This window comes from Microcystis wesenbergii NRERC-220 (assembly GCF_032027425.1).
Classification (GTDB): domain Bacteria; phylum Cyanobacteriota; class Cyanobacteriia; order Cyanobacteriales; family Microcystaceae; genus Microcystis; species Microcystis wesenbergii_A.
On sequence record NZ_JAVSJA010000001.1, the window covers coordinates 2,419,591 to 2,445,109 of the forward strand.

At 44.8% G+C, this 25,519-nt stretch carries 17 protein-coding genes and 2 pseudogenes; 10 read left to right on the top strand and 9 right to left on the bottom strand.

The features are described 5' to 3' along the window. Window positions 1-5: 5 nt before the first annotated feature. Window positions 6-2,054 (top strand): O-linked N-acetylglucosamine transferase, SPINDLY family protein, encoded by a 2,049-nt coding sequence (locus RAM70_RS11975; RefSeq protein WP_312675904.1) that lies wholly within the window; start codon window positions 6-8, stop codon window positions 2,052-2,054. 5 nt (window positions 2,055-2,059) lie between these two features. Here RAM70_RS11975 and pip read toward each other — a convergent pair whose 3' ends face one another. Beyond that, complete coding sequence (gene pip / locus RAM70_RS11980) at window positions 2,060-3,010, bottom strand: prolyl aminopeptidase (RefSeq protein ID WP_190381239.1); 951 nt, start codon at window positions 3,008-3,010, stop codon at window positions 2,060-2,062. Between the two features lie 435 nt (window positions 3,011-3,445). On the opposite strand from pip, the gene RAM70_RS11985 reads away from it, so the two are divergent. Both RAM70_RS11985 and RAM70_RS11990 read left to right on the top strand, forming a co-directional pair. Continuing rightward, window positions 3,446-4,837 (top strand): NAD-dependent malic enzyme, encoded by a 1,392-nt coding sequence (locus tag RAM70_RS11985; RefSeq protein ID WP_312673881.1) that lies wholly within the window; start codon window positions 3,446-3,448, stop codon window positions 4,835-4,837. 31 nt (window positions 4,838-4,868) lie between these two features. Further along, window positions 4,869-5,603 carry a M15 family metallopeptidase gene (locus RAM70_RS11990; RefSeq protein WP_312673883.1) on the top strand — a complete coding sequence of 245 codons (735 nt, stop codon included), beginning with the start codon at window positions 4,869-4,871 and terminating at the stop codon, window positions 5,601-5,603. Between the two features lie 84 nt (window positions 5,604-5,687). Here RAM70_RS11990 and RAM70_RS11995 read toward each other — a convergent pair. Further along, window positions 5,688-5,990: pseudogene (locus RAM70_RS11995) on the bottom strand (IS1 family transposase); the annotation flags it as partial. A gap of 520 nt (window positions 5,991-6,510) precedes the next feature. Next, window positions 6,511-7,430: pseudogene (locus RAM70_RS12000) on the bottom strand (Rpn family recombination-promoting nuclease/putative transposase). A 638-nt stretch (window positions 7,431-8,068) separates the two neighbouring features. Here RAM70_RS12000 and kdpA point away from each other — a divergent pair. From kdpA to kdpC, 6 genes are all read left to right on the top strand, one after another. Then, window positions 8,069-9,814 (top strand): potassium-transporting ATPase subunit KdpA, encoded by a 1,746-nt coding sequence (kdpA, locus tag RAM70_RS12005; RefSeq protein ID WP_045358279.1) that lies wholly within the window; start codon window positions 8,069-8,071, stop codon window positions 9,812-9,814. A 15-nt stretch (window positions 9,815-9,829) separates the two neighbouring features. Continuing rightward, entirely contained in the window at window positions 9,830-11,989 is a 2,160-nt protein-coding gene (gene kdpB, locus RAM70_RS12010) for a potassium-transporting ATPase subunit KdpB (protein ID WP_312673884.1), read from the top strand. Beyond that, entirely contained in the window at window positions 11,989-13,089 is a 1,101-nt protein-coding gene (locus RAM70_RS12015; protein ID WP_312673886.1) for a HindVP family restriction endonuclease, read from the top strand. Before kdpB ends, RAM70_RS12015 begins: the two co-directional genes overlap by 1 nt. Further along, entirely contained in the window at window positions 13,086-14,024 is a 939-nt protein-coding gene (locus RAM70_RS12020; RefSeq protein WP_045358275.1) for a DNA cytosine methyltransferase, read from the top strand. Before RAM70_RS12015 ends, RAM70_RS12020 begins: the two co-directional genes overlap by 4 nt. Before the next feature lie 136 nt (window positions 14,025-14,160). Next, on the top strand, window positions 14,161-14,367 hold the full coding sequence (locus RAM70_RS12025; protein ID WP_072024794.1) for a potassium-transporting ATPase subunit F: 207 nt from the start codon (window positions 14,161-14,163) through the stop codon (window positions 14,365-14,367). 137 nt (window positions 14,368-14,504) lie between these two features. After that, complete coding sequence (gene kdpC, locus RAM70_RS12030) at window positions 14,505-15,161, top strand: K(+)-transporting ATPase subunit C (protein ID WP_045358272.1); 657 nt, start codon at window positions 14,505-14,507, stop codon at window positions 15,159-15,161. A 12-nt stretch (window positions 15,162-15,173) separates the two neighbouring features. On the opposite strand, the gene RAM70_RS12035 is transcribed toward kdpC, so the two are convergent. The 5 genes from RAM70_RS12035 to RAM70_RS12055 all read right to left on the bottom strand — a co-directional run bounded on the left by RAM70_RS12035 (window position 15,174) and on the right by RAM70_RS12055 (window position 23,480). Then, window positions 15,174-15,596 carry a hypothetical protein gene (locus RAM70_RS12035; protein WP_312673891.1) on the bottom strand — a complete coding sequence of 141 codons (423 nt, stop codon included), beginning with the start codon at window positions 15,594-15,596 and terminating at the stop codon, window positions 15,174-15,176. A gap of 233 nt (window positions 15,597-15,829) precedes the next feature. Continuing rightward, entirely contained in the window at window positions 15,830-18,481 is a 2,652-nt protein-coding gene (locus RAM70_RS12040) for a DNA methyltransferase (protein ID WP_045358271.1), read from the bottom strand. Between the two features lie 31 nt (window positions 18,482-18,512). Beyond that, the gene (gene cphA / locus RAM70_RS12045) at window positions 18,513-21,146 is read right to left on the bottom strand and encodes a cyanophycin synthetase (RefSeq protein ID WP_045358270.1); all 2,634 of its coding nucleotides are present in this window, start codon (window positions 21,144-21,146) and stop codon (window positions 18,513-18,515) included. A 59-nt stretch (window positions 21,147-21,205) separates the two neighbouring features. Next, window positions 21,206-22,303, bottom strand: a complete 1,098-nt coding sequence (locus RAM70_RS12050; protein WP_312673894.1) for an RRXRR domain-containing protein — start codon at window positions 22,301-22,303, stop codon at window positions 21,206-21,208. Between the two features lie 322 nt (window positions 22,304-22,625). Then, on the bottom strand, window positions 22,626-23,480 hold the full coding sequence (locus RAM70_RS12055) for a cyanophycinase (protein WP_045358267.1): 855 nt from the start codon (window positions 23,478-23,480) through the stop codon (window positions 22,626-22,628). A 373-nt stretch (window positions 23,481-23,853) separates the two neighbouring features. On the opposite strand from RAM70_RS12055, the gene trmD reads away from it, so the two are divergent. Continuing rightward, complete coding sequence (gene trmD / locus RAM70_RS12060) at window positions 23,854-24,549, top strand: tRNA (guanosine(37)-N1)-methyltransferase TrmD (RefSeq protein ID WP_045358266.1); 696 nt, start codon at window positions 23,854-23,856, stop codon at window positions 24,547-24,549. Between the two features lie 344 nt (window positions 24,550-24,893). Here trmD and RAM70_RS12065 read toward each other — a convergent pair whose 3' ends face one another. Next, window positions 24,894-25,472, bottom strand: a complete 579-nt coding sequence (locus RAM70_RS12065; RefSeq protein WP_045358265.1) for a transposase — start codon at window positions 25,470-25,472, stop codon at window positions 24,894-24,896. Window positions 25,473-25,519: the final 47 nt, after the last annotated feature.

Here is a 25,519-nt window from a genome sequence, read left to right on the forward strand (position 1 = left end):
ATGCCATAGGATTAGCCTATCTTTTACAAGATAGAGAAGAAGACGCACAAGCTACTTGGTTACTGGTGTTGAGTCAAGCAGCCGAATCAGAATTATCGGGGTGGATAGAAACTTTAACTCAAATCTTAGATGCAGAGGCAACCAGACAAGAAAATTCCCAAAGACTAGAGACAAGTTATCTAATTCGATTGCAGCTACAAAATCTTAATCCTAGTTTTTTAAATAATCTCCTGCATCTGATGGAATTAGAAATACAATTCCAAATTTTTGCGATGGAAAAGTGCCATGATTGGTGTGTATTTGAACTGTTAGAGAATACAGCTACAGCAGCAATTAATCTTGATTTACTGCTGGGAGTGACAGAAAAAGTTTTAATCTACCCCTGTACTGATACCATCCACTTTTTAGAATTAGCAGCCTTACATATCAATAATCCAGAAATAATTGCAGCCAAAGTTATATCAGCAATTGTCAATTATGGTTATCAACAAAAGCAAAGTGTATTTGCCATTAATTTAGTAGAACTTTGTTTGCGCTTTCTCCCAGAGGATTTATACTTACAAAATAGTTTGTTTAATCTTTATAAAACCACCACTGTTGACTATAAAAAAGCTCTAGAAACTGCCGATAATTTTTATAAAAATTGCCAGACAACTACTGAAAAACTGTTCGGAATTTCTCTAGTGATTGGTATTTTACAAGCTAAGGGAGACTGGGGAAATTTACCTAAATTTATCGATGAATTAACACAACTAATCGAGCGACAAATTAATGCCGAACAATTTAATGCACGTCCCTTTATTATCGACTCTATTTTAGGAGTTACTAGCTGCCTTCCCTACTATCAAGATAATCCGAAAATTAATCGCTATTTACAAAGTAAACTAGCAGAAATTTTTCAAGCAGATGTAAGAACCCGCTATAACTATATTGCTCCTGTTTCTTCTCTAAAATCTCCAGCAAGAAAAATAAAAATTGGTTATATTGCCTATACTCTCCGTCGCCATTCTGTGGGTTGGTTAAGTCGCTGGTTATTTCACTATCATAATCGAGATAAATTTGAAATTTACACCTATTTTGTCAACCAAGCAGCAGACGAAATTACTCAAAAATGGTTTAAAAATAACTCAGATTATAGCTATAACTTGCCAGCAAAAATTGAACAAATAACTGCCCAAATTCGTCAAGATAACTTAGATATTTTAGTGGATATTGATAGCTTAACCAATAATACAACTTATCTAGTAATGGCTTTAAAACCCGCACCGATACAGGTAACTTGGTTAGGATTAGATGCGTCGGGAATCCCTGCTATTGATTATTTTATCGCCGATAACTACGTTTTACCCGAAAATGCTCAAGAAATTTATTCAGAAAAAATCATCCGACTTCCTAACTCTTATTTATCCGTGGATGGTTTTGAAGTGGGTGTTCCCACCAGGAGAAGAACTGATTTAAATATTCCCGATGATGCTATTATTTATCTGACCGTGCAATCGGGATTAAAACGCACCTTAAACATGATTTATCGGCAATTGCAGATTCTCCAACAGGTTCCTAATGGCTATCTTTTAATCAAAGGTTTTGCCGACAAAGAAACCATTCGAGAATTATTTCTCAAAAGTGCCGACGAATTGGGAATTAGTCAAGATAGATTAAGATTTTTGCCCAATGATTTGCATGAGGAAACCCATCGCGCTAATCTAGGAATTGCTGATATAGTTCTCGATACCTATCCCTATAATGGTGCTACCACAACCCTAGAAACCCTCTGGATGGGGATTCCTTTAGTCACTAGGGTTGGTGAACAATTCGCGGCCCGCAATAGCTATACTTTTATGAAAAATGCCGGCATTAGTCAGGGTATAGCTTGGAGTGATGAAGAATATGTGCAGTGGGGAATTAAGTTAGGATTAGATAAAAATTTGAGGGAAGAAGTCCGTTATCAATTACGTCAATCACGTCATACATCTCCCCTCTGGAATGCCAAAAAATTTACGATAGATATGGAAAAAGCCTATGAACAAATTTGGCAAAATCATCACGATGATTAGGTGATTTATAAGTTAACAAATTTATCGGTAGCCTCAATTAAAGCACTACGAATTCCCACTTCTGTCATCGAATGTCCCGCATCGGGAACAATGATAAATTCCGCTTCCGGCCAAGCTTGATGTAATTCCCAAGCAGAAATCATCGGACAAACAATGTCATAACGTCCTTGCACGATAACCGCGGGAATATGGCGAATTTTATCAACATTTTCGATGAGTTGGTTATCCGTCTCTAAAAAACCCTTATTGACAAAATAATGGCATTCAATGCGTGCAAAAGCTTCGGCAAAATTATCCTGACCGAATCTCTCGATTAAATTGTCCGCGGGAATTAATTTGCTGGTACTTCCCTCCCAAATTGACCAAGCTTTGGCAGCTTCTAGACGGATTTGGGGGTTATCGCTAGTCAGGTGCCGATAATAAGCGGCCAGCAAATCACCCCTTTCTTCTGGGGGAATAGGTGCTAAATAATTCTGCCAAATATCGGGAAAAATATAACTGGTTCCCTCTTGATAAAACCATTTTAATTCTTTTTCTCGCAGTAGAAAAATCCCGCGCAAAATTAAGCCTAAACAGCGTTCGGGATGGGTTTGACTGTAGGCTAAAGATAGGGTACTTCCCCAACTACCGCCAAAAACTACCCAGCGCTCGATTTTTAATAATTCTCGTAGTTTTTCGATATCTGCCACTAACAGCCAAGTGTTATTTTCTCTTAACTCAGCGTGGGGGGTACTTTTCCCGCAACCCCGTTGATCAAAAAGGACAATTCTCCATTTCTGTGGATCGAAATACTGACGATAAATCCCCTCAATACCACCTCCGGGCCCGCCATGGAGAAATACTACCGGGTTACCCTGGGGATTGCCCACTTCTTCATAATAAATTGTGTGGAGAGCCGATACTTTTAAGTAACCAGTACAATAGGGATCGATCGCCGGATATAATTCTCTAGTCATATTTACAGCCTTTCTCATCAAGATGAAGTCTAACCTAATTTGCCATCTCCCCACGCCCCACACCTTTTCAACAGGAGATCTAGTTTGACTCACTCAGTCTGACTGGTAAGTATCTAAGCACAATTAATTACACATCTAAGCCACTACCCCGTCAGACTTCTGATGTGAGGAAACAGTGAACTGAAAACTCAAATCCGATCCCTAATAGCTGTATCCCGTATCCCGTCTCCTGTCTCCCGTCTCCCGTCTCCTGTCTCCCGTCTCCCGACGACCGTCTCCTGACGACCGTCTCCTGTCTCGACTAGGAAATTAATTTTGCACGACTACTTATTAGGCCCAAAAAGACCCTAATAGCTAAAAAACTGCGTGATTAGATACCAAAGTCCCTCACAGATAGAAGATAATCAATATTTATCAGTATTGGAAGCCTTCAGCATGGTTCATTTAACGCCCAATCCTAGCTATAGTTTAAGTCTCAAGATAGAAATCCCCAATCAAGCGGGAACCTTCGCTTCTGTCCTCAATGCGATCGCCGACGTGGGGGGGAATTTAGGGCAAATTTCTCTGATCGAACGCAATTTAAAGATTAGCACCCGCGAGGTGATGGTTGATGCCGCTAGTACCGACCAAGCGGAACAGATTATCGCCGCGGTTAAAGCTCTACCGGATGTTAAACTCCTGAAAGTTTCCGATCGCACCTTTGATCTCCATCGTCGGGGTAAAATCTCCATTGAGAGTCGTATTCCCCTCACCTCCCAAGATGACCTGGCCATGGCCTACACCCCCGGAGTTGGTCGCATCTGCACCGCTATCGCTCACCAACCCGAACTGGTGTACTCATTGACGATTAAGGGCAACACCGTCGCTGTAGTTACCGATGGTAGCGCGGTATTAGGATTAGGAAATCTCGGGCCAGAGGCTGCCCTGCCGGTAATGGAAGGGAAAGCGATGTTATTCAAGGAATTCGCCGGAATTGACGCTTTTCCCATCTGTTTAGCCACCCAAGACCCCGAAGAAATCATCGCAACCGTCAAAAGAATCGCTCCGGTTTTTGGGGGTATTAACCTAGAGGATATCGGCGCTCCCCGCTGTTTTGAAATCGAGAAACGTCTGCGAGCGGAATTAAATATTCCCGTTTTCCACGATGATCAACACGGTACAGCGATCGTTTCCCTGGCTGCCCTGATTAATGCCCTCAAATTGGTCAAAAAATCGCTTGATACAGTCAAAATCGTCATTAATGGTGCGGGTGCGGCGGGTATCGCCATCGCTACTCTCTTTAAAACCGCAGGAGCTACAAATATAATCCTCTGTGATTCCCATGGCATCCTCTCCCAAAAACGGGACGATTTAACCCCAGAAAAACAAGCTTGGGCCGTGGCCGCCAGTGGTAAGCTAGGGGATGCGCTGAAAGGCGCTGATGTCTTCTTGGGGGTGAGCGCACCGGGAGTATTGACTCCCGAAATGGTCAAGGGAATGGCTAAAAATGCGATCGTCTTTGCCATGGCTAATCCCATTCCCGAAATTCAACCGGAATTAATCAATGATTTGGTGGCCGTGGTGGCTACCGGACGCAGCGATTATCCCAATCAGATTAATAATGTTCTCGCTTTCCCCGGATTATTTCGCGGGGCCTTGGACTGTCGCGCTAGGGCAATCACCGATAATATGTATCTGGAAGCGGCCAAAGCGATCGCTTCTTTGATCACTCCTGCTAATCTCAATCGAGAGAATATTATTCCCTCGGTTTTTGATAGTCGTGTAGTTACGGCTGTGGCCGCCGCCGTTCAACACGCTGCTCGTCAAGATGGAGTGGCCGGGGAATAATGTAATTATCGTGCAGGAGGGTAAGTGAACCGTGAAACCGATCGATGATATTCCCGAAGCTTTGCGGGACAACCAGTACAGAAAAACTACTAATCCTAATGGTCTAATAGCGATCGCAAGCGGTTTACTTGCTCTGGTGGGAACCGGCCTAATTGCCCTAGCAGTCTTGAATCGTCCCCCTGCTACCGTAGAAAAACCGGTTATTAACCCCTCCCCCCCCATTAAACCCACTCCTAGCCCCATTGTGAACGTTCTAGGTCATTTACTCTATGAAGAGGCCCCGGAGAAGGAATTAGCCCCTATTACTACGGATGGTGCTATGCGTTTAAGGAAGGCAGCAGCCAAAGCTTTTATCCAGATGCAGAGTGACGCGAGAAGGTCGGGGGTGATTTTAATGCCGATTTCCGCATTTCGATCGAAAGCAACCCAAGACAAGCTCTTTTTTGAAGTTAAAGAACAACGCAATCAGGAAACCCGCAAACGAGCAGAAGTGAGCGCACCTCCGGGTTACAGCGAACATCATACCGGTTATGCGATCGATATTGGCGATGGTCGCGCTCCCGCAACGAATTTAAGTAGCAGTTTTGCCAATACTGCCGCTTTTCGTTGGTTGCAAAATAACGCTGCTCAGTATAGTTTTGAGTTATCTTTCCCCGAAAATAATCCCCAGGGTATTAATTATGAACCCTGGCACTGGCGTTTTGTCGGGGATAGTCACAGTTTAGAAACTTTTTATAAAGCCCAACAATTGGGAAAACAAAAATAAGATATCCTCTACTCCGATTCTATCTTGGAAGTCATGACCAAATCTTCTTATACCATTTTTGGCGTTGCTGAATCAAGGTATGAATCAGGCAGGAATAGGAACTTCCCAAAACTTAAGATAATGGATTAATAAACCTATTGAATACCCTAACATTTCAATAGACTTAGAATAGCAGAGAGTTTTACGGTGAAGTCGAGCTAGGTACTGTCTCAATCTAGTATTTTACCCCTCCACTCTTGTCATATATGTCTTGCTAATAATATGGTCTTCATCAGCAATAAAGCAGGGATAAACCGACCAGCCATCTGTTACATAAAAATAACATCCCCTGGTTTTAACTAACTCCCATAAAGGACGAAATGTTTCTGCACTATGGTCTCCTAATACCTGATGTCGGTGCAGTTGCTTCGGTAATGACTAAATTAGGGGCATTTCCCACAATAAGAGAGTATTCGTTAAGAGTAGTCATCTTCATTTCTGAGGTTCTCAAAAATCAATCAAAGGGGTTTGCACCTAGACACAAGAAGTATAACCTAGACGGCTAATCAGAGTTTGAGTCGTTGAGCGATCGCCATACCCCCTAACTCGGTTCGTCACCAGCCGAGGGTATAGTTACACTAAATCCGGTTATCAAAGACTGATTATTTATTCTCCGTTTTGCATGAGTGCCTCTTACATGAGTGCCTCTCTTGATATGTAGCCTATACTCAACGGATGGCCGTATTACTCCCTCAATGAAGTCAAGCATAAAATTTAAATCGTAACATTTCTTGACAAGACTTACAGTAAAAGTGGACATTAAATCAATAAAAGTGGACAAAAGTGGAGCGGGTTAGTTGTTAGTTGAATTTAGGCAAAAATCGGGTAATCCCAACCGCTGCGAGGGAGGCGATCGCTAACCGAAGAGCTAATCTGTTAAAGTATTTAACCAATTGATTAAATCTTCAACCGTAGAGAAGTCGAATAAAGCTTCTCCTAATACTTCGACATCATCAATACTTAACTGCATAATTTTAGTTTCCAATGAAGGATTAATCTCCCCTAACTTGCGTTTAATTTGACGAAGAATCAATGTCTTTTCGCGTTCGATACCTTGTTCGATACCTTGACGCATCCAACTGGTGGTAATTTGCATAACTCCCTCCTGTACGGGTTGACTAAATGTGCTAATCTCTTCTTGAAATTGTATCTCTTCGACCGGATTTAGATTGAGATAAGTATCAATAAATCCAGAAATTAATTGCATTTTCGCAGGATTTAACTTTAAAGTAATTAACAAGCGCAGACATTCCGCCTTAACTTTTGCTCGCTCTTTGTCTGCAATGTTCATCTTCGCCATCAAAGCCGAAGCAACCGGATTCGGCTGATTGAGAAAATCTCGCCAATTTAATCGATTTAACTGCACTACTTGATAGTTAAATTCTAACACCTTAAAATCAGTAAAATCGACCACATACTGACTAATTGCTTCTTTTTTTGGCTGGAGTAAGAAAAAATTACAATGGGATAAATCGGTAAGACAAATTTCTCATGAAAGCGAGCAAAATAAGTAAACATTCGCCGATTAAACCATTTTCGAGAACTTTCCTGCGCCTCGACATGAATCAGAAAGAAAGATTCTTTTCCGCGAAACCTAACTTGTGCTACTAAGTCGCTTTCATGCTTTTCTCCTTCCGTGACATCGGTAAATACTTCTTTGTCTAAAAAAGTAATTGAGTCTGGGTCTAAATAATTCATTACTTCAGGAAAAAACAACTCAATAAATTCGACAAAAAAGGTGGATATTAACTCCTTAAATAAGCGATCATGGTCAACATTATTAGTCATGTAATATCATCTTAACTAATCTGAGCGATGAATGACTACTCTTCTATATTATATTCTGAAAAGTCTGTTTTGGCAACGGATTGTTATGACCTTACCCCCCTAAAATACGAGGAGAGGGGAACTACGAAAAGAGGGGGACGCTTTCGGCGTTAACCTTTCTGTTTCAACTAAAAACCCTCCGAAGCAATCTTACTCCTTGTCATGGCGAAGATGCGATCGCCACAAGTCCAGAAAACGGGTTTCTTAAAGAAACCCGTTTTCTAAATAAAGGCATAAATTGCGATGGCGTTTGCATAATTATTCCTGTTTGTTCAGCCACTGGTGACCTAAAATCCTAAGACTCACTGATAATTGCTGATTATCAGTATTTCTGCATAAGTGCGTAAAAGCTGACAGGATAACGAACGGAAAAAATATAGATTGTCAAGGCGCGAAAAATCGCTACAATCATTCCAGCAGAGGTGATAGTAATCCCTCGACATCCATTTGTTAACGATCGCTAACGATGAGACAAACTCGGTTTTCTCAAGCTGGTTCGAGACAGCGAACCCGTCATTTTCCAGGTCGCTCGTGGACGGTGAGCTTGTCGAATCCGTCGATCGAGCCGCCACTTGCCTTTTTTTGGAGTTGATCGAACCATGTTGCAAGGATGGATTCAAATCGCACTCACGATCCTGATAATCGTGGCAATCACTCCCTTTTTCGGGCGCTATATGGCGAGGGTTTTCATGGAACAGAGAACCCCACTCGATCCACTGTGCGATCGAGTCGAGAGTCTTCTTTACAGCTTCGTCGGGGTGAAAGGGAAAGAGAATATGACCGGCTGGCAGTACCTCCGCGCCGTTCTCTACAGTAACGCGGTAATAGCAATTCTGGTTTTTTCCCTGATTGCGGGCCAAGGAGTCCTTCCCCTCAACCCGACGGGGCTCCCCGCCCCTTCTTGGGACACCACGCTACATACGACGATTTCCTTTATCACCAACAGCGACCAACAGCATTATTCAGGAGAAACCACCCTCAGCTACGCGAGTCAGATCTGGGGTCTTGGCTACCAGATGTTCACTTCGGCCGGAACCGGTCTAGCGGTGGGGATCGCCTTGATTCGGGGACTGACGGGGCGACCGTTGGGCAATTTCTACGTGGATCTGATCCGAGCGATCACCCGTATCCTCTTACCGATCTCGATCGTGGGGGCAATTGCCCTGATCATCGCCGGAGTCCCGGAAACCCTCGCAGGCCCAGCGATCTTGCCGACGCTAGAAAACCCCAACCTCAGTCAGGCGATCGCCCGCGGTCCAGTAGCCCACTTCGAGATTATTAAGGAATTGGGAGAAAACGGCGGCGGCTTTTTTGCCAGCAACTCGGCCCACCCCTTGGAAAACCCGAACGGATTCGTCAATCTGGTGCAGTTGGTGGCGATTCTCTCGATTCCCACCTCCCTGATCTATACCTACGGGGTTTTCGCCGATAATCTCAAGCAAGCTCGGTTAATCTATCTAATTCCCCTCGGTATCTTCATCGGCTTTACGATCATCACAGCGATCGGAGAATATAACGGCAACCAGGCGGTTAACTCCCTACTAGGGGTCGATCGAGCGGTTAACTTCGAGGGGAAAGAAGTACGCTTCGGTTGGGCGCAATCGGCCCTGTACGCGGTAACTACCACGGCCACCATGTGCGGTGCGGTGATCGCCATGCACGATTCCTTGATGCCGAACGGCGGCTTCGCCACCCTCTCGAATCTGTTCCTGCAAATCGTCTTCGGCGGCCAGGGAACCGGCACCGCCTACCTGTTCGCCTATCTGATCCTGGCGGTATTCGTCACCGGGCTAATGGTGGGAAGAACCCCCGAATTGTTCGGGCGCAAAATCGAGAAGCGGGAAGTGGTGTTAGCGAGTTTTTTAATTCTGCTGGTTCACCCGATCGCCATCCTCATCCCCGGAGCGATCGCCCTTGCCTTTCCCGACTTTCGGGGCATCAGTAACCCCGGCTTTCACGGATTATCTCAAGTTATCTACGAGTACGCTTCCGCCGCCGCCAATAACGGGTCGGGATTCGAGGGACTGGGGGACTCCCAACCCGCACCGCTTGCGATCGCATCTGGGGCGAAACCGACGATGACCGCTCTCTGGTGGAATCTAAGCGCCTGCTTCAGTTTACTCGCCGGACGGTATATCCCGATCGCTGCCCTGCTCTTCTTAGCCGATGGGATGTCCCGCAAACAACCGGTTCCCGCCACCACCGGAACCCTCCGCACCGATACCGGACTCTTTACCGGCGTGACGGCGGGGGTGATTTTAATTCTCGGTGCGCTCACTTTCTTGCCGATATTAGCCCTCGGGCCGATCGCGGAAGCCTTTCAAATCCCCCGGATGATCGGCTAGGAGTTTAGATAATTTATGAGAACGAACAAAGGAAATTCTAAGTCCCCCCGCCCGTTGCGAGTGCCGAGAGGTCGCCGGGACGACCGCCGCCATACCCCCAAGGTAAACCGGACAGGTCTCTATCAACGTGCGATCCGGCAGTCCTTCCTTAAACTCGACCCGCGCATCGCCGTGCGTAACCCTGTCCTATTCGTGGTCTGGTTGGGAACAATCGTCACGGCCCTGGTGACGATCGACCCGCATCTATTCGGCACGATCGCCGGGGAGAGGGGACAACAACGGCTACTTAACGGCATCATCACCCTGATCCTCTTCTTCACGGTGCTGTTCGCCAACTTCGCCGAGGCAATCGCCGAGGGACGGGGAAAAGCCCAGGCCGATGCCCTGCGATCGACCCGCAGCGACACGATGGCCCGGAAAATCCTGGCCGACGGCTCGATCGAGTCGGTCAGTTCCACGTCCTTGGGTCGGGGCGATCGGGTGAAACTGGTGGCCGGGGACGTGATTCCCGCCGACGGGGAAGTGATCGAGGGAATCGGTTCGGTGGATGAATCGGCGATCACCGGAGAATCGGCCCCGGTCCTCAAACAACCCGGCACCGACATCGCCAGTTCCGTCACCGGCGGCACTAGGCTTCTCTCGGACGAGTTGACGGTGCGGATCGCTCAAGATCCTGGTCAGGGTTTTATCGATCGCATGATCTCCCTTGTGGAAGGGGCCGAGCGCACGAAAACCCCCAACGAGATCGCGCTGACGGTACTTCTGGCCGTGTTAACCCAAGTCTTTTTAATTGTCGTGGCCACGATTCCGTCGATCGGGAACTATATCGCCAGTTTTCTAGACACGAGCCTCGGGCCGGCGGTTGCGGATACCTTTCGGGCCGGTTCCAGTATCGCCATCTTGATCTCCCTTCTCGTCGCCCTCATTCCCACGACGATCGGCGGTTTATTGAGCGCCATCGGCATCGCCGGCATGGATCGCGTGGCTCAGTTTAACGTCATCGCTACCTCCGGGCGTGCGGTGGAAGCCTGCGGCGACGTAAATACCCTCCTTCTCGACAAAACGGGAACGATCACCCTCGGCAACCGGCTGGCTGACGAATTTATCCCGGCCAACGGTCATAACCTCGAGGAATTAGCCCGCGTCTGTCTAGCGGCCAGCCTTTTCGACGAAACCCCGGAAGGACGCTCGATCGTTGCTTTAGCCCGGAATTTGGGCGCAAACCTCGATATCGATGGTCAACCCGGCGAGGGAGTCCCATTCTCGGCTCGTACCCGCATGAGCGGCACCGATAGGGACGGCGAGGAATACCGCAAGGGGGCCGTAGAAGCGATTAAAGGTTTCGTCCGTTCCCGCGGTGGTTCTGTTCCCGCCAGCCTCGATCAGGCACGGGAAAGGGTTTCCCGTTTGGGGGGGACTCCCCTGGCCGTCTGTCGGGGTAACGATATCTACGGGGTTATTTATCTCAAAGACATCGTCAAGCCGGGATTAAAAGAGCGTTTTGACCAATTACGGCGCATGGGTGTCAGAACGATCATGCTCACCGGCGACAACCAGATCACGGCCTCGGTGATTGCGGCGGAGGCGGGGGTGGATGATTTTATCGCCGAGGCCACCCCGGAAGATAAGATCGAGGTGATCCGTCGCGAGCAATCCCAGGGCAAGTTAGTTGCCATGACGGGGGACGGCACTAACGACGCACCGGCACTGGCCCAGGCTAATGTCGGTGTGGCGATGAACTCCGGAACCCAAGCGGCGAAGGAGGCGGCCAATATGGTGGATCTCGATTCCGACCCGACCAAGCTGATCGATTTAGTGACCATCGGCAAACAGTTACTCATTACCCGCGGCGCCCTGACCACGTTTTCGGTAGCTAACGATATCGCTAAGTATTTCGCCATTATCCCGACGATTTTCGCCGCTGCCGGGATCGGTCCTTTAAATATCATGGGTTTGAAAAGCGCTCAATCGGCGATCGTCTCGGCCCTGATCTACAATGCCCTAATTATCCCCGTTTTGATTCCCCTAGCACTTAAAGGCGTTCAATTTCGCCCGCTCACTGCTGACCAACTATTGCGGCGCAATATCCTCATCTACGGCGTGGGGGGCGTGATTGCTCCGTTTATTGCTATTAAGATTATTGATGAGATAATTTCAGCGATCGGGTTGAGGTAATGGGAAAATCGGCAATATTTAAGCCTAGTTTATTCGGATTGAAGCACTCGAATCGGGATTTTACCCAAAAAGAAACATGGGGTAAAAATCAATTTAATTCCTCATTTCCAGCTTCTTTGTGCGCTTACTTAGATGGGAAAGGACTGAAAAATGTATATCTGAAACTCGATGAAAATTTAAAAATTCAACCGGCGGAGTTAAGTACACAAGAGTTATACGGTCTAGCTCCCGATTCCGATAATTTATTTTATGCTTTCGAGAGTCAATTTACGCCGTATAATCAATTTGTAATCGGTAGTTTGCCTAGAGTCGATCTAGTAACCCAGAGAATCGATAACGGTAATTGTCTTCGAGGTCTGGAAATTAAATTAACCGCTTTACCAGACAATACAACTTGTGACTTAGAAGATATTCGTTATGGATGTGAAATAGTGGTTAGACCAGATACCATTGTGTATCTCGCCTGTAGTATAATTAATCACATTAGGCAAAATACACAAAAATTACAGGAGATTATCGGTAGTGATTTCGATTCTATTCAAGACTGGACAGAACCGAGAGAGGTAATGCCTTATTTACTATCAATAGTTGGCGTTATTGACCGACTATCGCTTGATTTATTGCCCTATCAACAACCATTTTTAATACAGCCTATCTGGAAAACGGAAGGCAAATCTTCAAAATTGGCAGAGCAATGTTTAGATGTGTTCGTTTGGAGCGATCTAGCTTTCACTCGGCTATTCGTAGATCTGACTAAATTTGAAGCGAGAATAGAAAAAACTATTTCCAGACAAATACGTTCTGCGATATGGCTGTTCAAAATGCTTGACGATTTCAGCAAACAGGAGCGCATCAATCATAGAAAAATAATCGATCAACTTTCTTACAATACAAAAAACGATAAAGCGTTTGCATTAAGCGGCAAAATTACCAACCGGTATATGCGTTCAGAAATTTTGCATCGACCCAGAATTAACAAGTCAGAAATCAGAGAAATTATTTTAGGAGGTGGACAAAATTTATTGAGTCCTGAAAGGCGATTTGATGCTATTATTTATAATTCACCCGATTTGTTTAATTTAGAGGAGGGAGCAAAATGATCACAATCGATTTATTCGCTGGTTGTGGTGGTTTATCTTTAGGTTTCCAGAAAGCGGGGTTTACTATTGTGGCCGCATTTGATAATTGGATACCTGCTATAGATGTCTATAGAAATAACTTTAGTCATCCGATATTTAATGTCGATTTATCTAGAGAATCTAATCAAGAAATATTGGCTCAATATAATCCTGAGATTATTGTCGGCAGCCCTCCTTGTCAAGACTTTTCCAGTGCGGGTAAGAGAGACGAGGGTTTAGGACGAGCGAATCTAACGCTCACATTCGCTGAAATTGTAACTAGAGTAAGTCCCCAATGGTTTGTTATGGAAAATGTGGATAGAATTGAGAAAAGTAAAATACTCACTCAAGCAAAACAAATTTTTAAAAGCCATGGTTATGGTTTAACTGGAAAAGTTATTAATTCTTGTTACTGCGGAGTTCCTCAAACTAGAAAAAGATATTTTCTGATCGGTAAAATGAACGAAGAAGATGATTTTTTAATCGATGAGATCAATGAAAATCTATCAAGTCAACCTCTGACTGTATTTGACTATATGGGCAAAGAATTAGATATAGAATACTATTATAGACATCCTAGAAGCTATCAAAGAAGGGCGATATTCAGTATTTATGAACCTAGCCCTACTATTCGAGGAGTAAATCGACCAGTTCCCAAAACCTATCGACAACATCCCGGTGATGCTTGTCATCTTAAGGAAAAATTAAGACCGCTAACAACAATCGAGCGAAGCTATATTCAAACTTTTCCTAAAGACTTTATTTTTGCTGGAACAAAATCTAATCTAGAACAAATGATTGGCAATGCTGTTCCTATTAATTTGGCTAGATATGTAGGCCAATGTATTCTTAACTATGAATTGAAAAAGGGAAACAAGATAACCTATCGACAACTACAGCTAAGTAAGTGGTTATAATTAAATTGAAAATAGATTTTGTCTTTGATCCCCCCTTAATCCCCCCTTGATAAGGGGGTGTCTGATAATTTTTGACAACTACAGCTATTTTCTTGATTTACTGGCAAAAACAAATCTCAAAAAAACTCTAATTCTTATGAAAGCATCCCTTAGAAAACACCGATTTTTCTGGTATATTTTCTTAAATTTATGTCTGACAATTCTTTTCTCCTCCATCGTTCAAGCTTCTACGGGAAGTGCTATAAATAGGGGGCAAGCCTCCGCATTAACCCTTTTAGGATTAGTCGCCTTTGCGTTATTTATCTATCTGTTCTTGGTCATCTTTGTACCGGAGAGGTTTTAATAGACTTCTGGCATAATTAATTTTTGAGAGTTCAAAAAATTGATTGTTGTTTATTCTTAATTCTCCCGTCTCCCGTCTCCTGTCTCCTGACTCCTCACTAACCACGACAATTTTTGATTTTTATAAGAGGTCTAATTATGAGTTTTGCACGCGAGGCCGGTAGAGCCATCCGTTCTACCCTAGTTCTCTGGGTGATCACTGCGCTGATCTATCCTTTTGCGATGATCGCCGTCGGTCAAATTCTTTTTCCCTGGCAAGCGAACGGGAGTTTGATCACCAATAATCAAGGTCAAGTGGTGGGTTCGGCTCTAATTGGGCAACCTTTCACCAGCGATCGCTATTTCAATAGTCGCCTGAGTACCACCGCCTACAGTACGGCCGATCCGAAAAACGATCCTAACAAGATCCTGCAAACCGGGATTTCGGGGGCGAGTAACCTAGCTCCTAGTAACCCCGCATTGATCGAACGGATTAAAGGAAAACCCGATCCCGATCCGCAAAAAGCACTCGAGGGGGAGATTCCCCGATTAGAGAAAGCGGCAATTAAACCCACCGCAGATCTGGTGTACACCTCCGGTTCCGGTCTCGATCCCCATATCACCCCGGAGGCAGCTAGAGCGCAGATCGATCGGGTGGCGCGCTCGCGCGGATTACCGCCCAATCAAGTGGAGATCCTCGTTACCAAAAACACCGACGCTCGCTTTCTCGGCATCTTCGGCGAACCGGGGGTTAACGTGCTGAAACTGAATCTGGCTCTAGACGCGATCGCAAGCATCGATGATCGCTATCTCTAAAACCAATTATCGCTAATCCTGCCAAAGAAAGGAAATAGCGATCGCCAATGCCACAGATAATGGGGGGGCAAGATGTTTAAGTTTCTGTTTGAGACTTTGGGGATAAATATCCTCTCCCCGTCCGATAATCCATAGTCCTTCGTTGAGCCATTTTTCTAGGGTTAATCCTAGCAAAAAACCCGATTGAGTAGGGAAAAAAGACGCCCAGAATCCAGTGCGCGCGATCGTGATATCTGGTAATTTTTCCTGTAAACTGCGATCAAGCAGGTCTGCGGGAGTTAATTGCTGTTGCCGTAGCCAACTAGCAATACTATTATACTCGCTCAAGGTGAAGGGCGAGGGTTCTGTAGGGCGATTTTGTCCAAAATTGGCACAAAGCAAAAGAATTGCTTGAGTATCGGCGGCTAACATCCAAGAATCTCCCCACGAATTCATCTACTTTTGATCGCTTGATTACCCACGAGGAAAATTTCGACGCGGTATTAGCGATCGCCAAAGTAACCACTTCTATTCAGATTCTACCAGTTTATTTTCCCTTGATCGCCGGTTACGATTAGCAATTCTAGAAAAGAAAAGTTTTTGATGCGTTACGGCAATATTAACATCTTGATTGTTTCTCTAAAAACAAGGGATTGCCTAACGCAATCTCCTTGATATTTTCTGAAATTTTATTCCTCCCCGGAGAATTCCAATAACTCTGCCAGTGAATTATCTTCACTTTCTATCTCGTCAATTGTATTATCAGTTAAGCCCAACTCTTTCTTGGCGAACACGCGCCTTGCACGACGATCAAGAATTTTGATAATATTGGTTCTATCTTGTTTAATTGCATCAATGTCTTCTTTTTGTATCAACACCATATAGTATCTCGATACTTCCATCATTCGATAAGCATACTGAAAAGCGTCTCTAGTAAATTCACCAGTAGTCACAATCATAACTACGTCAGACCCTGTTACGAAGGTCATACCAACTTCTTTGGCTAATACTTCTACATCTACTCGCTTTGTATTTTTACACTGAATTTGCCAACGATGATAAACAAAGCGGTCTGATGCTGCCAGAACATCTACTTCACCCTGTCCAGTTTCATAGTCTCTTTTCCGCCATTTTGTGAATCTAAGACTGGTTAGACGAATCATCCAAATCGCCAGCAGTTCAAGAGCTTTACCTTTAATATGTTTATCGGGATTATCTAGGTCATTAACAACATCTTCAAAACTTCGATTTAGCTCGGTTTGGGAGATTTCTGTAATATCGGATATAGATTGTAATAATCTAGATAACAGTTCTAGCTGTGATTTCTCGGTAAGCTTGACAAGATTAGGTTTCGCTCCTCGTCCGCTGGTCGTTTTCTCAGTTGCAATTAAGCCGACTTTTACTAAAGGTTGAATAATATCCTGAACAAAAGATTTCGAGGGGAATCGTATTTTATAAACACTGGTGGCGTATCTGGTAATTTTATTCCACTCGGTTAGCTCAGTAATCGCCATCTGAAGCATAGCCAGTAAAAAATATTTTTGTTCGGAACTAAGAGTATAAAGCTCGTCAATATAGTCTTGATCGAGTTCCAATAGATCATAGACTCGATCCCAGTTAATCTCATAACTTTTCTCCAGGACTTTAGCTTCTTGTAACCATTGTCTCATGGTACTAACATAAGTACAATTGGTCGAGAGTGAATACCCCATTTCTTGAAGTTCGTAAGCGATGATTTCTAGCTGGGGTTTATCTCCCCTACTATTAATCGCTTCTATGGCTTTTATTAGGGACATTCCAGTTAGGTTAACAAGAATATGGCGAGCAAAAATTGTGAAAACTGTCTCACTATCTTGTTGATTGTCTAATATTTCATTAGCGATATCCGTGAGTCGATACTGCCAATCATCACCATCAATTGATTCAACCAACTTATAAGCACGAAGGGAAAGAAATGTATTCATGGCAAGTTTGCCACGATTCTCTCCTTTCTGTAGATCGTTTTGGCTGGAATGGTCAGCATAATAACGTTTAGCAATCTCATCCTGAAGCACTCGACGATCGGGAAGACAATCAGAACAAAGTTGTACTAATTCAGATGCTTGAAATTGCTTAGGAGAAAACTGGTCGCCGTAGGTAAATCTGATGATTTTTTTGTCTGTCATACTATTATCGCTGGCAGGAAACAAATCTAACTGAACAAAAGGTTTTTGAGTATCCATTGTCAAGCTTTTGTCAGGATAATCCTTAGCCAGTTCTAAGGCTCGTGCTTTAAGAGTTTTTCTATCCTTTATAGGAGCTACGACCAAAGGAGCATCTTGTTCAAATCGAAACTGCGAAGCTATCATATAATCTTCATTTAATTCAAACGCTAACCAACGACGCTCAAGGGTTTCAGCTACTCGTCCTGTCATGTTTGAACCGGCAAAAGGATCGAGAACTAAATCACCAGGCTCAGTACAGAGACTAATAACAAATTCGGGTAAAGCTTGCGGAAATCTAGCAGGATGGGGTTTCACCCCTTCTTCCTTACATCTTCTTTGATAGTAATCATTAGATGCCGTGTTAGAAGCGGATATAACATTTACTGGCTGCCCTAAATCATTCTCTAAAATCCAGTTGAACTCTCCCAGTACTGGACTACCTATAGACGCGCCTCTTTCCTGAATAGAATCAGTAATAATATTTGGGGGAATAGCTCCTCCTCGGTCATTCTGAAATTTAGTGGAAATATCATGTCCTGACGGGCGCAGTTTTGCCTCATAGCCATTTTTAATCAGGTTTTTCATTGCCTCGCTATAAGGGCGTAAAACTCTCTTGTTATTTGCTTTCGGGTGCGGCTCCTTCGATAACCACCAAACGGTATTGACAGCATCCTTGACGCGTTCCCTCCTGACTGTCACCCATTCTGCGGGGGTAGGAAGTTTGGCTGGATTATACCAAAAAAGTTCTTGGGCGAGAAAAAAACCTAGTCCACCTTCTAATCTCGGTTTACAAAGTTCTATAACTAACTCGAAATGATACAGAGAACGCACGGGAAAACCTTTAAGCCAACTACCACCAATATCTATAACTAGGGAGCCTTTGGGCTTGAGAATACGATAAAATTCACCAGCAAATATTTTAAACCATTCAACGTAATCATCAGCGTCCACATTGCCATACTCTTTTTTTCTTACTAAGGCAAAAGGTGGGGAAGTACAAATCAAATCGACACTCTCATCCGGCAACTCCCCCATCAGTGTCAGGCTATTACCCAAATAAGCGGAACCAAGCCGAGTCTCATAATAGGGATTTCGGCTGATTTTGATTAAACCATCGTACTCAGTAACAATTGGCACTACTTTATTTTCTAGCTATTTTTCCCAACTTCTAACCCTGGTTATCGGTCAGGGGTCGATGTTTCTCGATCAAATCGATCGCCTGGGTGACACTTTCGGGGAAAATTACCACTAAACCACCCTCAGAAACCGTACTTAAAGCCTTCTCTAAAGCTTCCGTTTCATCGAGAATAACTTCCGGCCGCAAACTGGCATTTTCTTGGCTAATTCCCCTGAGAATTAAATCGGCCACTTCCCCCCGGCGGCGACCGCGAGTATCGTTATCTTCCTTAACAATAATCCGATCGAACATTTGGGCCGATAATTTCCCTAATAAAATTAAATCATCATCGCGTCGATCGCCAGGTCCGCCGACCACGCCGACTTTTTCCCCGGACCAATTGCCGACAAAACCGCCGACGGCTTCGTATCCGGCGGGATTATGGGCATAATCGATTAAAGCGTGATGGTGTCCCAAGTCAAACAGGTTCATCCTGCCGGGGGTTTGGGCCACGGAAGGTTTAAAAGTCCGCACCCCTTGGCGAATTAACTCGATATCGATACCCTGCACAAAAGTCGCTAAACAGGCGGCCAAGGCGTTAGCAATCATAAAAGGAGCCATTCCCTGCATAGTCACGGGAATATTGACCGCTTCCTCGATTCTCAGCGTCCATTCTCCCTCTAGAATCGACAGATAGCCATTCTCATAGATGGCGGCCATGCCACCGCGACGGATATGGTCGTGAATAATCGGGTTATCGGGACTCATGGAAAAATAAGCGACTCTTCCCTTGACTTTTTCGGCCATACTAGCGGTCAAGGGGTCATCGGCATTTAAAACCGCGTAACCCTCGGCGCTAACCACCTCGGCCACAACGCTTTTTACCTTCGCCATTTGTTCGATGGTGTCGATATCGCCGATACCCAAATGGTCGGCGGCCACATTTAACACCACTCCCACATCGCACTGATTAAAGGCTAAACCCGATCGCAGGATACCACCCCGGGCCGTTTCTAACACGGCAATCTCCACTGTGGGATCTTTCAAAATCATACTGGCACTGTAGGGACCGGTGTTATCGCCCTTTTCTACGAGATAATCATCGATATATACGCCGTCCGTCGTGGTAAATCCGACTACTTTCCCCGTTTGTCGGCAAATATGAGAAATTAAGCGGCTAGTGGTGGTTTTGCCGTTAGTTCCCGTAATTGCCAGAATTGGCACGCGACTGGGAGTCCCGGGGGGGAATAACATATCGATAACTGGGGCGGCGATATTGCGGGGTAAACCGCGACTAGGGGCGACGTGCATCCGAAAACCGGGGGCGGCGTTGACTTCTACGATCACCCCGTCCACTTCTTTCAGGGGTTTGCGGATATCATCTGTCACCACATCGATACCGGCAATGTCCAAACCGATTAATTTTGCCACTCTTTGGGCGATCCAGACGTTTTCGGGGTGAATTTCGTCGGTACGATCCACAGCGATGCCGCCGGTGCTTAAATTAGCGGTAGCCCGCAGATAGGCGATCGCACCTTGGGGTAAAATGCTGGTTAATTCATAGCCCTGTTTTCCTAGCACATTAAGGGCGGTTTTGTCAATAGTTATTTTAGTTAAAACGTTGGCGTGACCCTCGCCCCGGTTGGGATCTTGATTAGTAATTTCGATTAATTCTTCTACAGTTGAGCGCCCATCACCGACGACGTGAGCGGGAATCCGTTCGGCCACGGCGGCGACTTTGCCGTTTATGACTAAAATTCGGTGATCACTGCCTTTATAATACCTTTCTACGATCACGCTGCGGGTTTTCGAGGCGGCACTGGCCAGATCATAGGCTTCCTCTGCTTCCTGTTGATTTTTGATGTCGATGCTGATACCCCGGCCGTGGTTGCCATCGAGGGGTTTAATCACGATGGGAAACCCTCCCACTTCCTCGATTGCCGCTGACAACTCATCCAAGTATTGAATCACCGTACCCCGGGGGACTGGAATCCCACCATCCTTGAGGATAGTTTTTGTGCCTTCCTTGTCACAGGCCAACTCAACGGCTAAAATCCCCGAAAAACTGCTTAAAGTGGCTTGAATGCGCTTTTGGTGAACGCCATAGCCCAATTGCACCATGGCACGAGCGCTCAGGAGTAACCAGGGGATATTTCTAGCTTGTGCTTCTTTGACGATAGTTTCGGTACTCGGACCGAGGGAGGCATTATTGCATAAATCGCGTAAATCTGCTAAATCTTGGGCCAATTCTTCCTGAGGATAGGTTCCCGTATCGACAATCGATTGACACAACCGCACGGCAGCCCGACCCGCATAACGTCCCGCTTGCTCCTCAACGTATTCAAACACGACGTTATAGACTCCTGGGGTGGAGGTGGCTCTAGTGCGACCAAACCCGACGGGAGTTCCCGCCAATTCCTGCAATTCCAGGGCGATATGTTCGATAATATGGCCCATATAAGTACCAGTGCGGACTCGTTCAAAGAAACCGCCGCGATAACCGGGGGAGCAGTAATGTTCGACTAAACTGGGCAGAACGTCGATTAATCCCTCGTAAAAGCCGGGGATTTCATTCGATGGCTTCTCTGCGAGATCTTCGAGATCCAGACGCATAACAATGAGCTTGTCGCGACGAATACTCCAGTAGTTGGGACCGCGCAGGGTTTGGGTTCTGAGAATTTTCATTGAAAAACTGGGTCTGAAACCCCGCCCTTTAGCGATAGCGGAGGGCGGCTTTATATGAGTTAGTGAGAAACAATTAAACCGTTAGAACGACGAATTAACTGAATCTTGCTAACAGTTATCTGTCCCAATCGTTTCCAATTGGCATCGCTTACAGATAGCTGTTTTTCGGTATCTCCACTAACATAACCAATTCCTTTAGGAGAAGAAACTAAATCTCCTTTACGGAACCCATGTCTTGTGGTAGAGCCACCATATTTACGTCGTTTACCACCTTTAGAAAAAACCATCAGGTGAAGTTGACGACGACTAATAGGAGGACGTTTGATGACAGCAAAGGAAGCGTTTGTTACTTTAACAGAACCCTTCCAATCGTATCCATGACTATTAGAAGCATGAAATGGCCAATAATCTAAAAACTGAAAACAGGCAAGAGCAATTCCATCGTTAGCATGACTTTCTGGTGATTGTTCTGCTTTATTTTTGGACTTTTCTAGTCGCAAATGTTTTCTAAGATTAGAGGTTTGCCAACCAAAGCGAGTATGGACTGTTGCCAATTGAGATAGTTGCTCAATAGCCCATTTCTGTCCGACCATAACCGACGAGAAACCTTTTCCAGACTTAGCTCCTTTTCTACCAGAAGTTAGATCAATATCGGCTTTGATGTACTCAAAGTAAATATCGGTAATTGGATAGATTTTGGTTAGTTCGGAAACGACTCGAAGTTCAAGTTGACGATTAGCTCTGATTGAGGGAGCTAATTTTCCTGTTCTTCTATTTGAGAATCGTTTTTGTCGATGCGCTCTTAGATTAAAAGAAAGTTGGCGGTTAATCCGTCTTTTTCTACGTCCTCTTCGCATTAACCGTCTATTGTCCATGCGCTCTTTTACTCGTTTAAAAGGAAGTTCTAAGTGAGCCTTCCAAAGAGTAAAAAGAGAGGATTGAACGCCAATTCCAGAGAATAATTTACCCGGGTCAATACCAATAGCAATCGGTTGGGTTTTACTATCGGAAGGTTCATCGGTTAGCTGGACATAGAAAATATCTAAGTCGTTGAATTTACCGATAGCTTTTCCTTCCTTAATCCACCGTCTGGCCCGACTAGGTTTGGTGGGCATTAACGGTTTTCCGTCTTTTGAGATAACAGGAACTCTTGCCATGGAGATAATCCTTAAGAGTGAAGTTAATGTCCCTTACCGCAACACAATCAAGATGTCTTGTCTAACAACGCTTTACCAATAAAGCTGAGAGGGAATCCGAACTAGGGAAGCATTCGGAAGTCTGTGCCAGATTGTGTCTCGGTGCGGTAGTCTCTACTTGCGTCGCCTAAATTGGTTTAGGCAAGCTCCGTCCCTTTTAGGGCGGGGTTAGTGACGATATAGCTGATGTTCGCTGTTGAGAAGCACAAAGAAGCCGTTGTTTATTGTCCGGGTTTCCGAGATCGGTAAACTGTTCACGATGAACAGTTTTTCAGGAGTTTTTTTACCCCAATTTAGCGATCACTTGCTGTTTTTTGAGATGATAGCCATCACCGTAGGAAAGAATATGTACCCGCAGATTATGCAGACTCAGGGGTTCGTTAGCGGTGACCTGATGGTGGTTGGTGTGGGACATTGCCCTGGCATCAATTACCGTCACTGTACCGCAGCCGATTACCGTCATCGTGCCATCCCGTTCAAACATAGCGCAGGTATCTTCATCGATGCCAATTCCTAAACGTTCGGGATAACCGGAGATAGCGCTCATTAACCGAGCCATGCGGTTGCGATTGTGGAAGTGTTGATCGACAATGACTTCAGGAATCAGACCTAATCCCATGGCCATATCCACTAGGGCCCGATTTGGTGCTTCCCCGCTGCTGCCCCCAGCAATCATGTGATGACCCATAACGGCAGCCCCGGCGCTAGTTCCAGCCAGGGTCAGTTCTCCCCGTTGCACTCTTTGTCTGATTCTTTCCATCAGGGGAGTATCGGAGAGCAACCCGCATAAACGCAGCTGGTCGCCTCCGGTCATAAATACACCTGTACATTCTTCGATGTAGGCCTGGAATTGGGGGTCTTCTCCCTGTACGCGATCACGAATATCGATAACTTTGACGTATTTTGCCCCCATTTCCTCGAAAATCTTCTGATAGCGATCGCCGATTAAAACCGGTTCTCTAGAAGCGGAGGGAACAATAGCGATCACTGCTTCGCTACCCCCGGCGCGATTCCAAAAGGTGTGCAGTATCTCTTTACCGTGGACTTTATCCTCGGCACCTCCAATGACTAAAATCGCCGTTTTGAGAGATATGGGGGCAGGATTTTCGTGGTGTTGGGTTTCTAGCTCGATGATCATGTCACTGAACGAATAGACATTTTTAGGGATGGAAGGTTTTTCGGGAAGATGGACAAGTATTTTAATGTTATTTTCCCTGAACGGTTGACGGAAAAAAATGCGGTTTAGGAATATTTTTCGGGACATCAAGCAATAGTAGAGGCGATTTTAGCAATTTTCTTCGATCCACTGGCAATGACGGACTTTTAGTTAACTTTAAGTCTAGGCTAGACTTCGATCACTCAAGCTAGAGCCAGAAAAACCCCTAGACAGTACAGCATAGTCTATCATGTTATCGAGATAGACTAGCGCCAAATTAGCAAGATTTTAACCGATCGAGCCGTGACAAAATGATACATTAAACACTATTCCAGTCTAGGCCTTAATTTTCCCCGTGCAGTTTGACATTATTACTCTCTTTCCCGATTTTTTTACTTCACCGCTGCAGTCGGGGTTGTTGGCAAAAGCTCTCGAACGCGACATCGCTAGGGTAAATTTGGTCAATCTCCGGGATTTTGCCCACGATAAACACCGTCGCGTCGATGATGAACCCTACGGTGGTGGTGTGGGAATGTTATTAAAACCAGAGCCAATTTTTGAGGCGATCGAGTCTTTAGAAATTTTACCACCCCGGGAGATCCTGCTGATGACTCCCCAGGGGGAACCTCTCAATCAAGCTTTACTGAAAACTTGGTCCAGTAGTTATCAGCAGTTAATTCTCATCTGTGGGCATTATGAAGGAGTAGATGAGCGGGTTTGTGAGCATTTGGTGACTAGAGAGGTATCTTTAGGGGATTTTGTCCTAACTTGTGGGGAAATTCCTGCTTTAGCGATTATTAACGGGGTGACGCGGTTGTTACCCGGGACGGTAGGTAAGGCGGAATCGTTGAAATTGGAGAGTTTTGAGGCAGGTTTATTGGATTATCCCCAATATACCCGGCCGCCGGTCTTTCGCGGTTGGCAAGTGCCGCCGGTTTTGCGATCGGGTAATCATCAGGATATCGCTGATTGGCGCTATCAACAACAACTCGATCGCACTAAGGAACGTCGTCCAGATCTCTGGCAAAAATGGCTAGAGGAACGGGATTAATCCCCAAAAATGCTCGCGTGGGGAGAAGGGAGCAGGGAGCAGGGGAGATTTCCTGAAAACCCTTGACAAATGACGAGACTTGCTTTAAACTTTATGTATAATGGGAATCCGTGCGCACATATATATAGGGTTTTTGGGCAAAGATAAGAGAGAAAAAAATAGCCTGAAAAATCGGGTTGGGTAGGAAGAGGATAAAGGTATGAAGACGGAAAATTTCTCTCCCCGACAAGCATTAAACAAAGCATTTCTGAGTAGGGATAATTCATGAATTATCCCTACGGAATTATCCCTACGGAATTATCCTTACGGAATTATCCCTACGATCTGAATTGTTGTTACGGTGATTATAAATCCTTTCTACCGAAGTTTTGCCAAAACTGAAGTTCCTCCTGACTAGGTTTGACTTGCTGATTTTCAATATCTTGATGCCATTTTAAAGGATTATTAACAATATATTCTCTAATTTTCGTTAAGGAAACCTCATCACGGATAATATGTTCATAATAATTCTTTTGCCAAACCGATTGACCTTGATTACCCCGCAATTGATTAATCAGTTTAGCACTATTCATTTTAAAATAACCAATCACTTTGGGTAACAACATTTTTCTCCTTTCCTTCAGTAGAGATAATTCATGAATTATCTCTACTGGGTTATCAATAAATATTATTCCATGAATATGATTAGGCATAATCACAAATTCATCCAAAATAACCTCTTCATAACGAGTATCTAAACTATGCCAAATATCCTTAACAACTTGACCAAATTGATTAATATTCATAACATTATCTTGTATGTCACCTAATGAATTTTCACTATTTTTAATACAAATTGTTACGAAATATCCACCCGATTGAGAATAATCATAGTGAGATAATCTTAAGGAACGACGATGGGTTTTATCAGAAAAGTTATTCATTTATTCATCTCCTTGTCAGGATAATAAATAGGAATCTCATTTTAGTT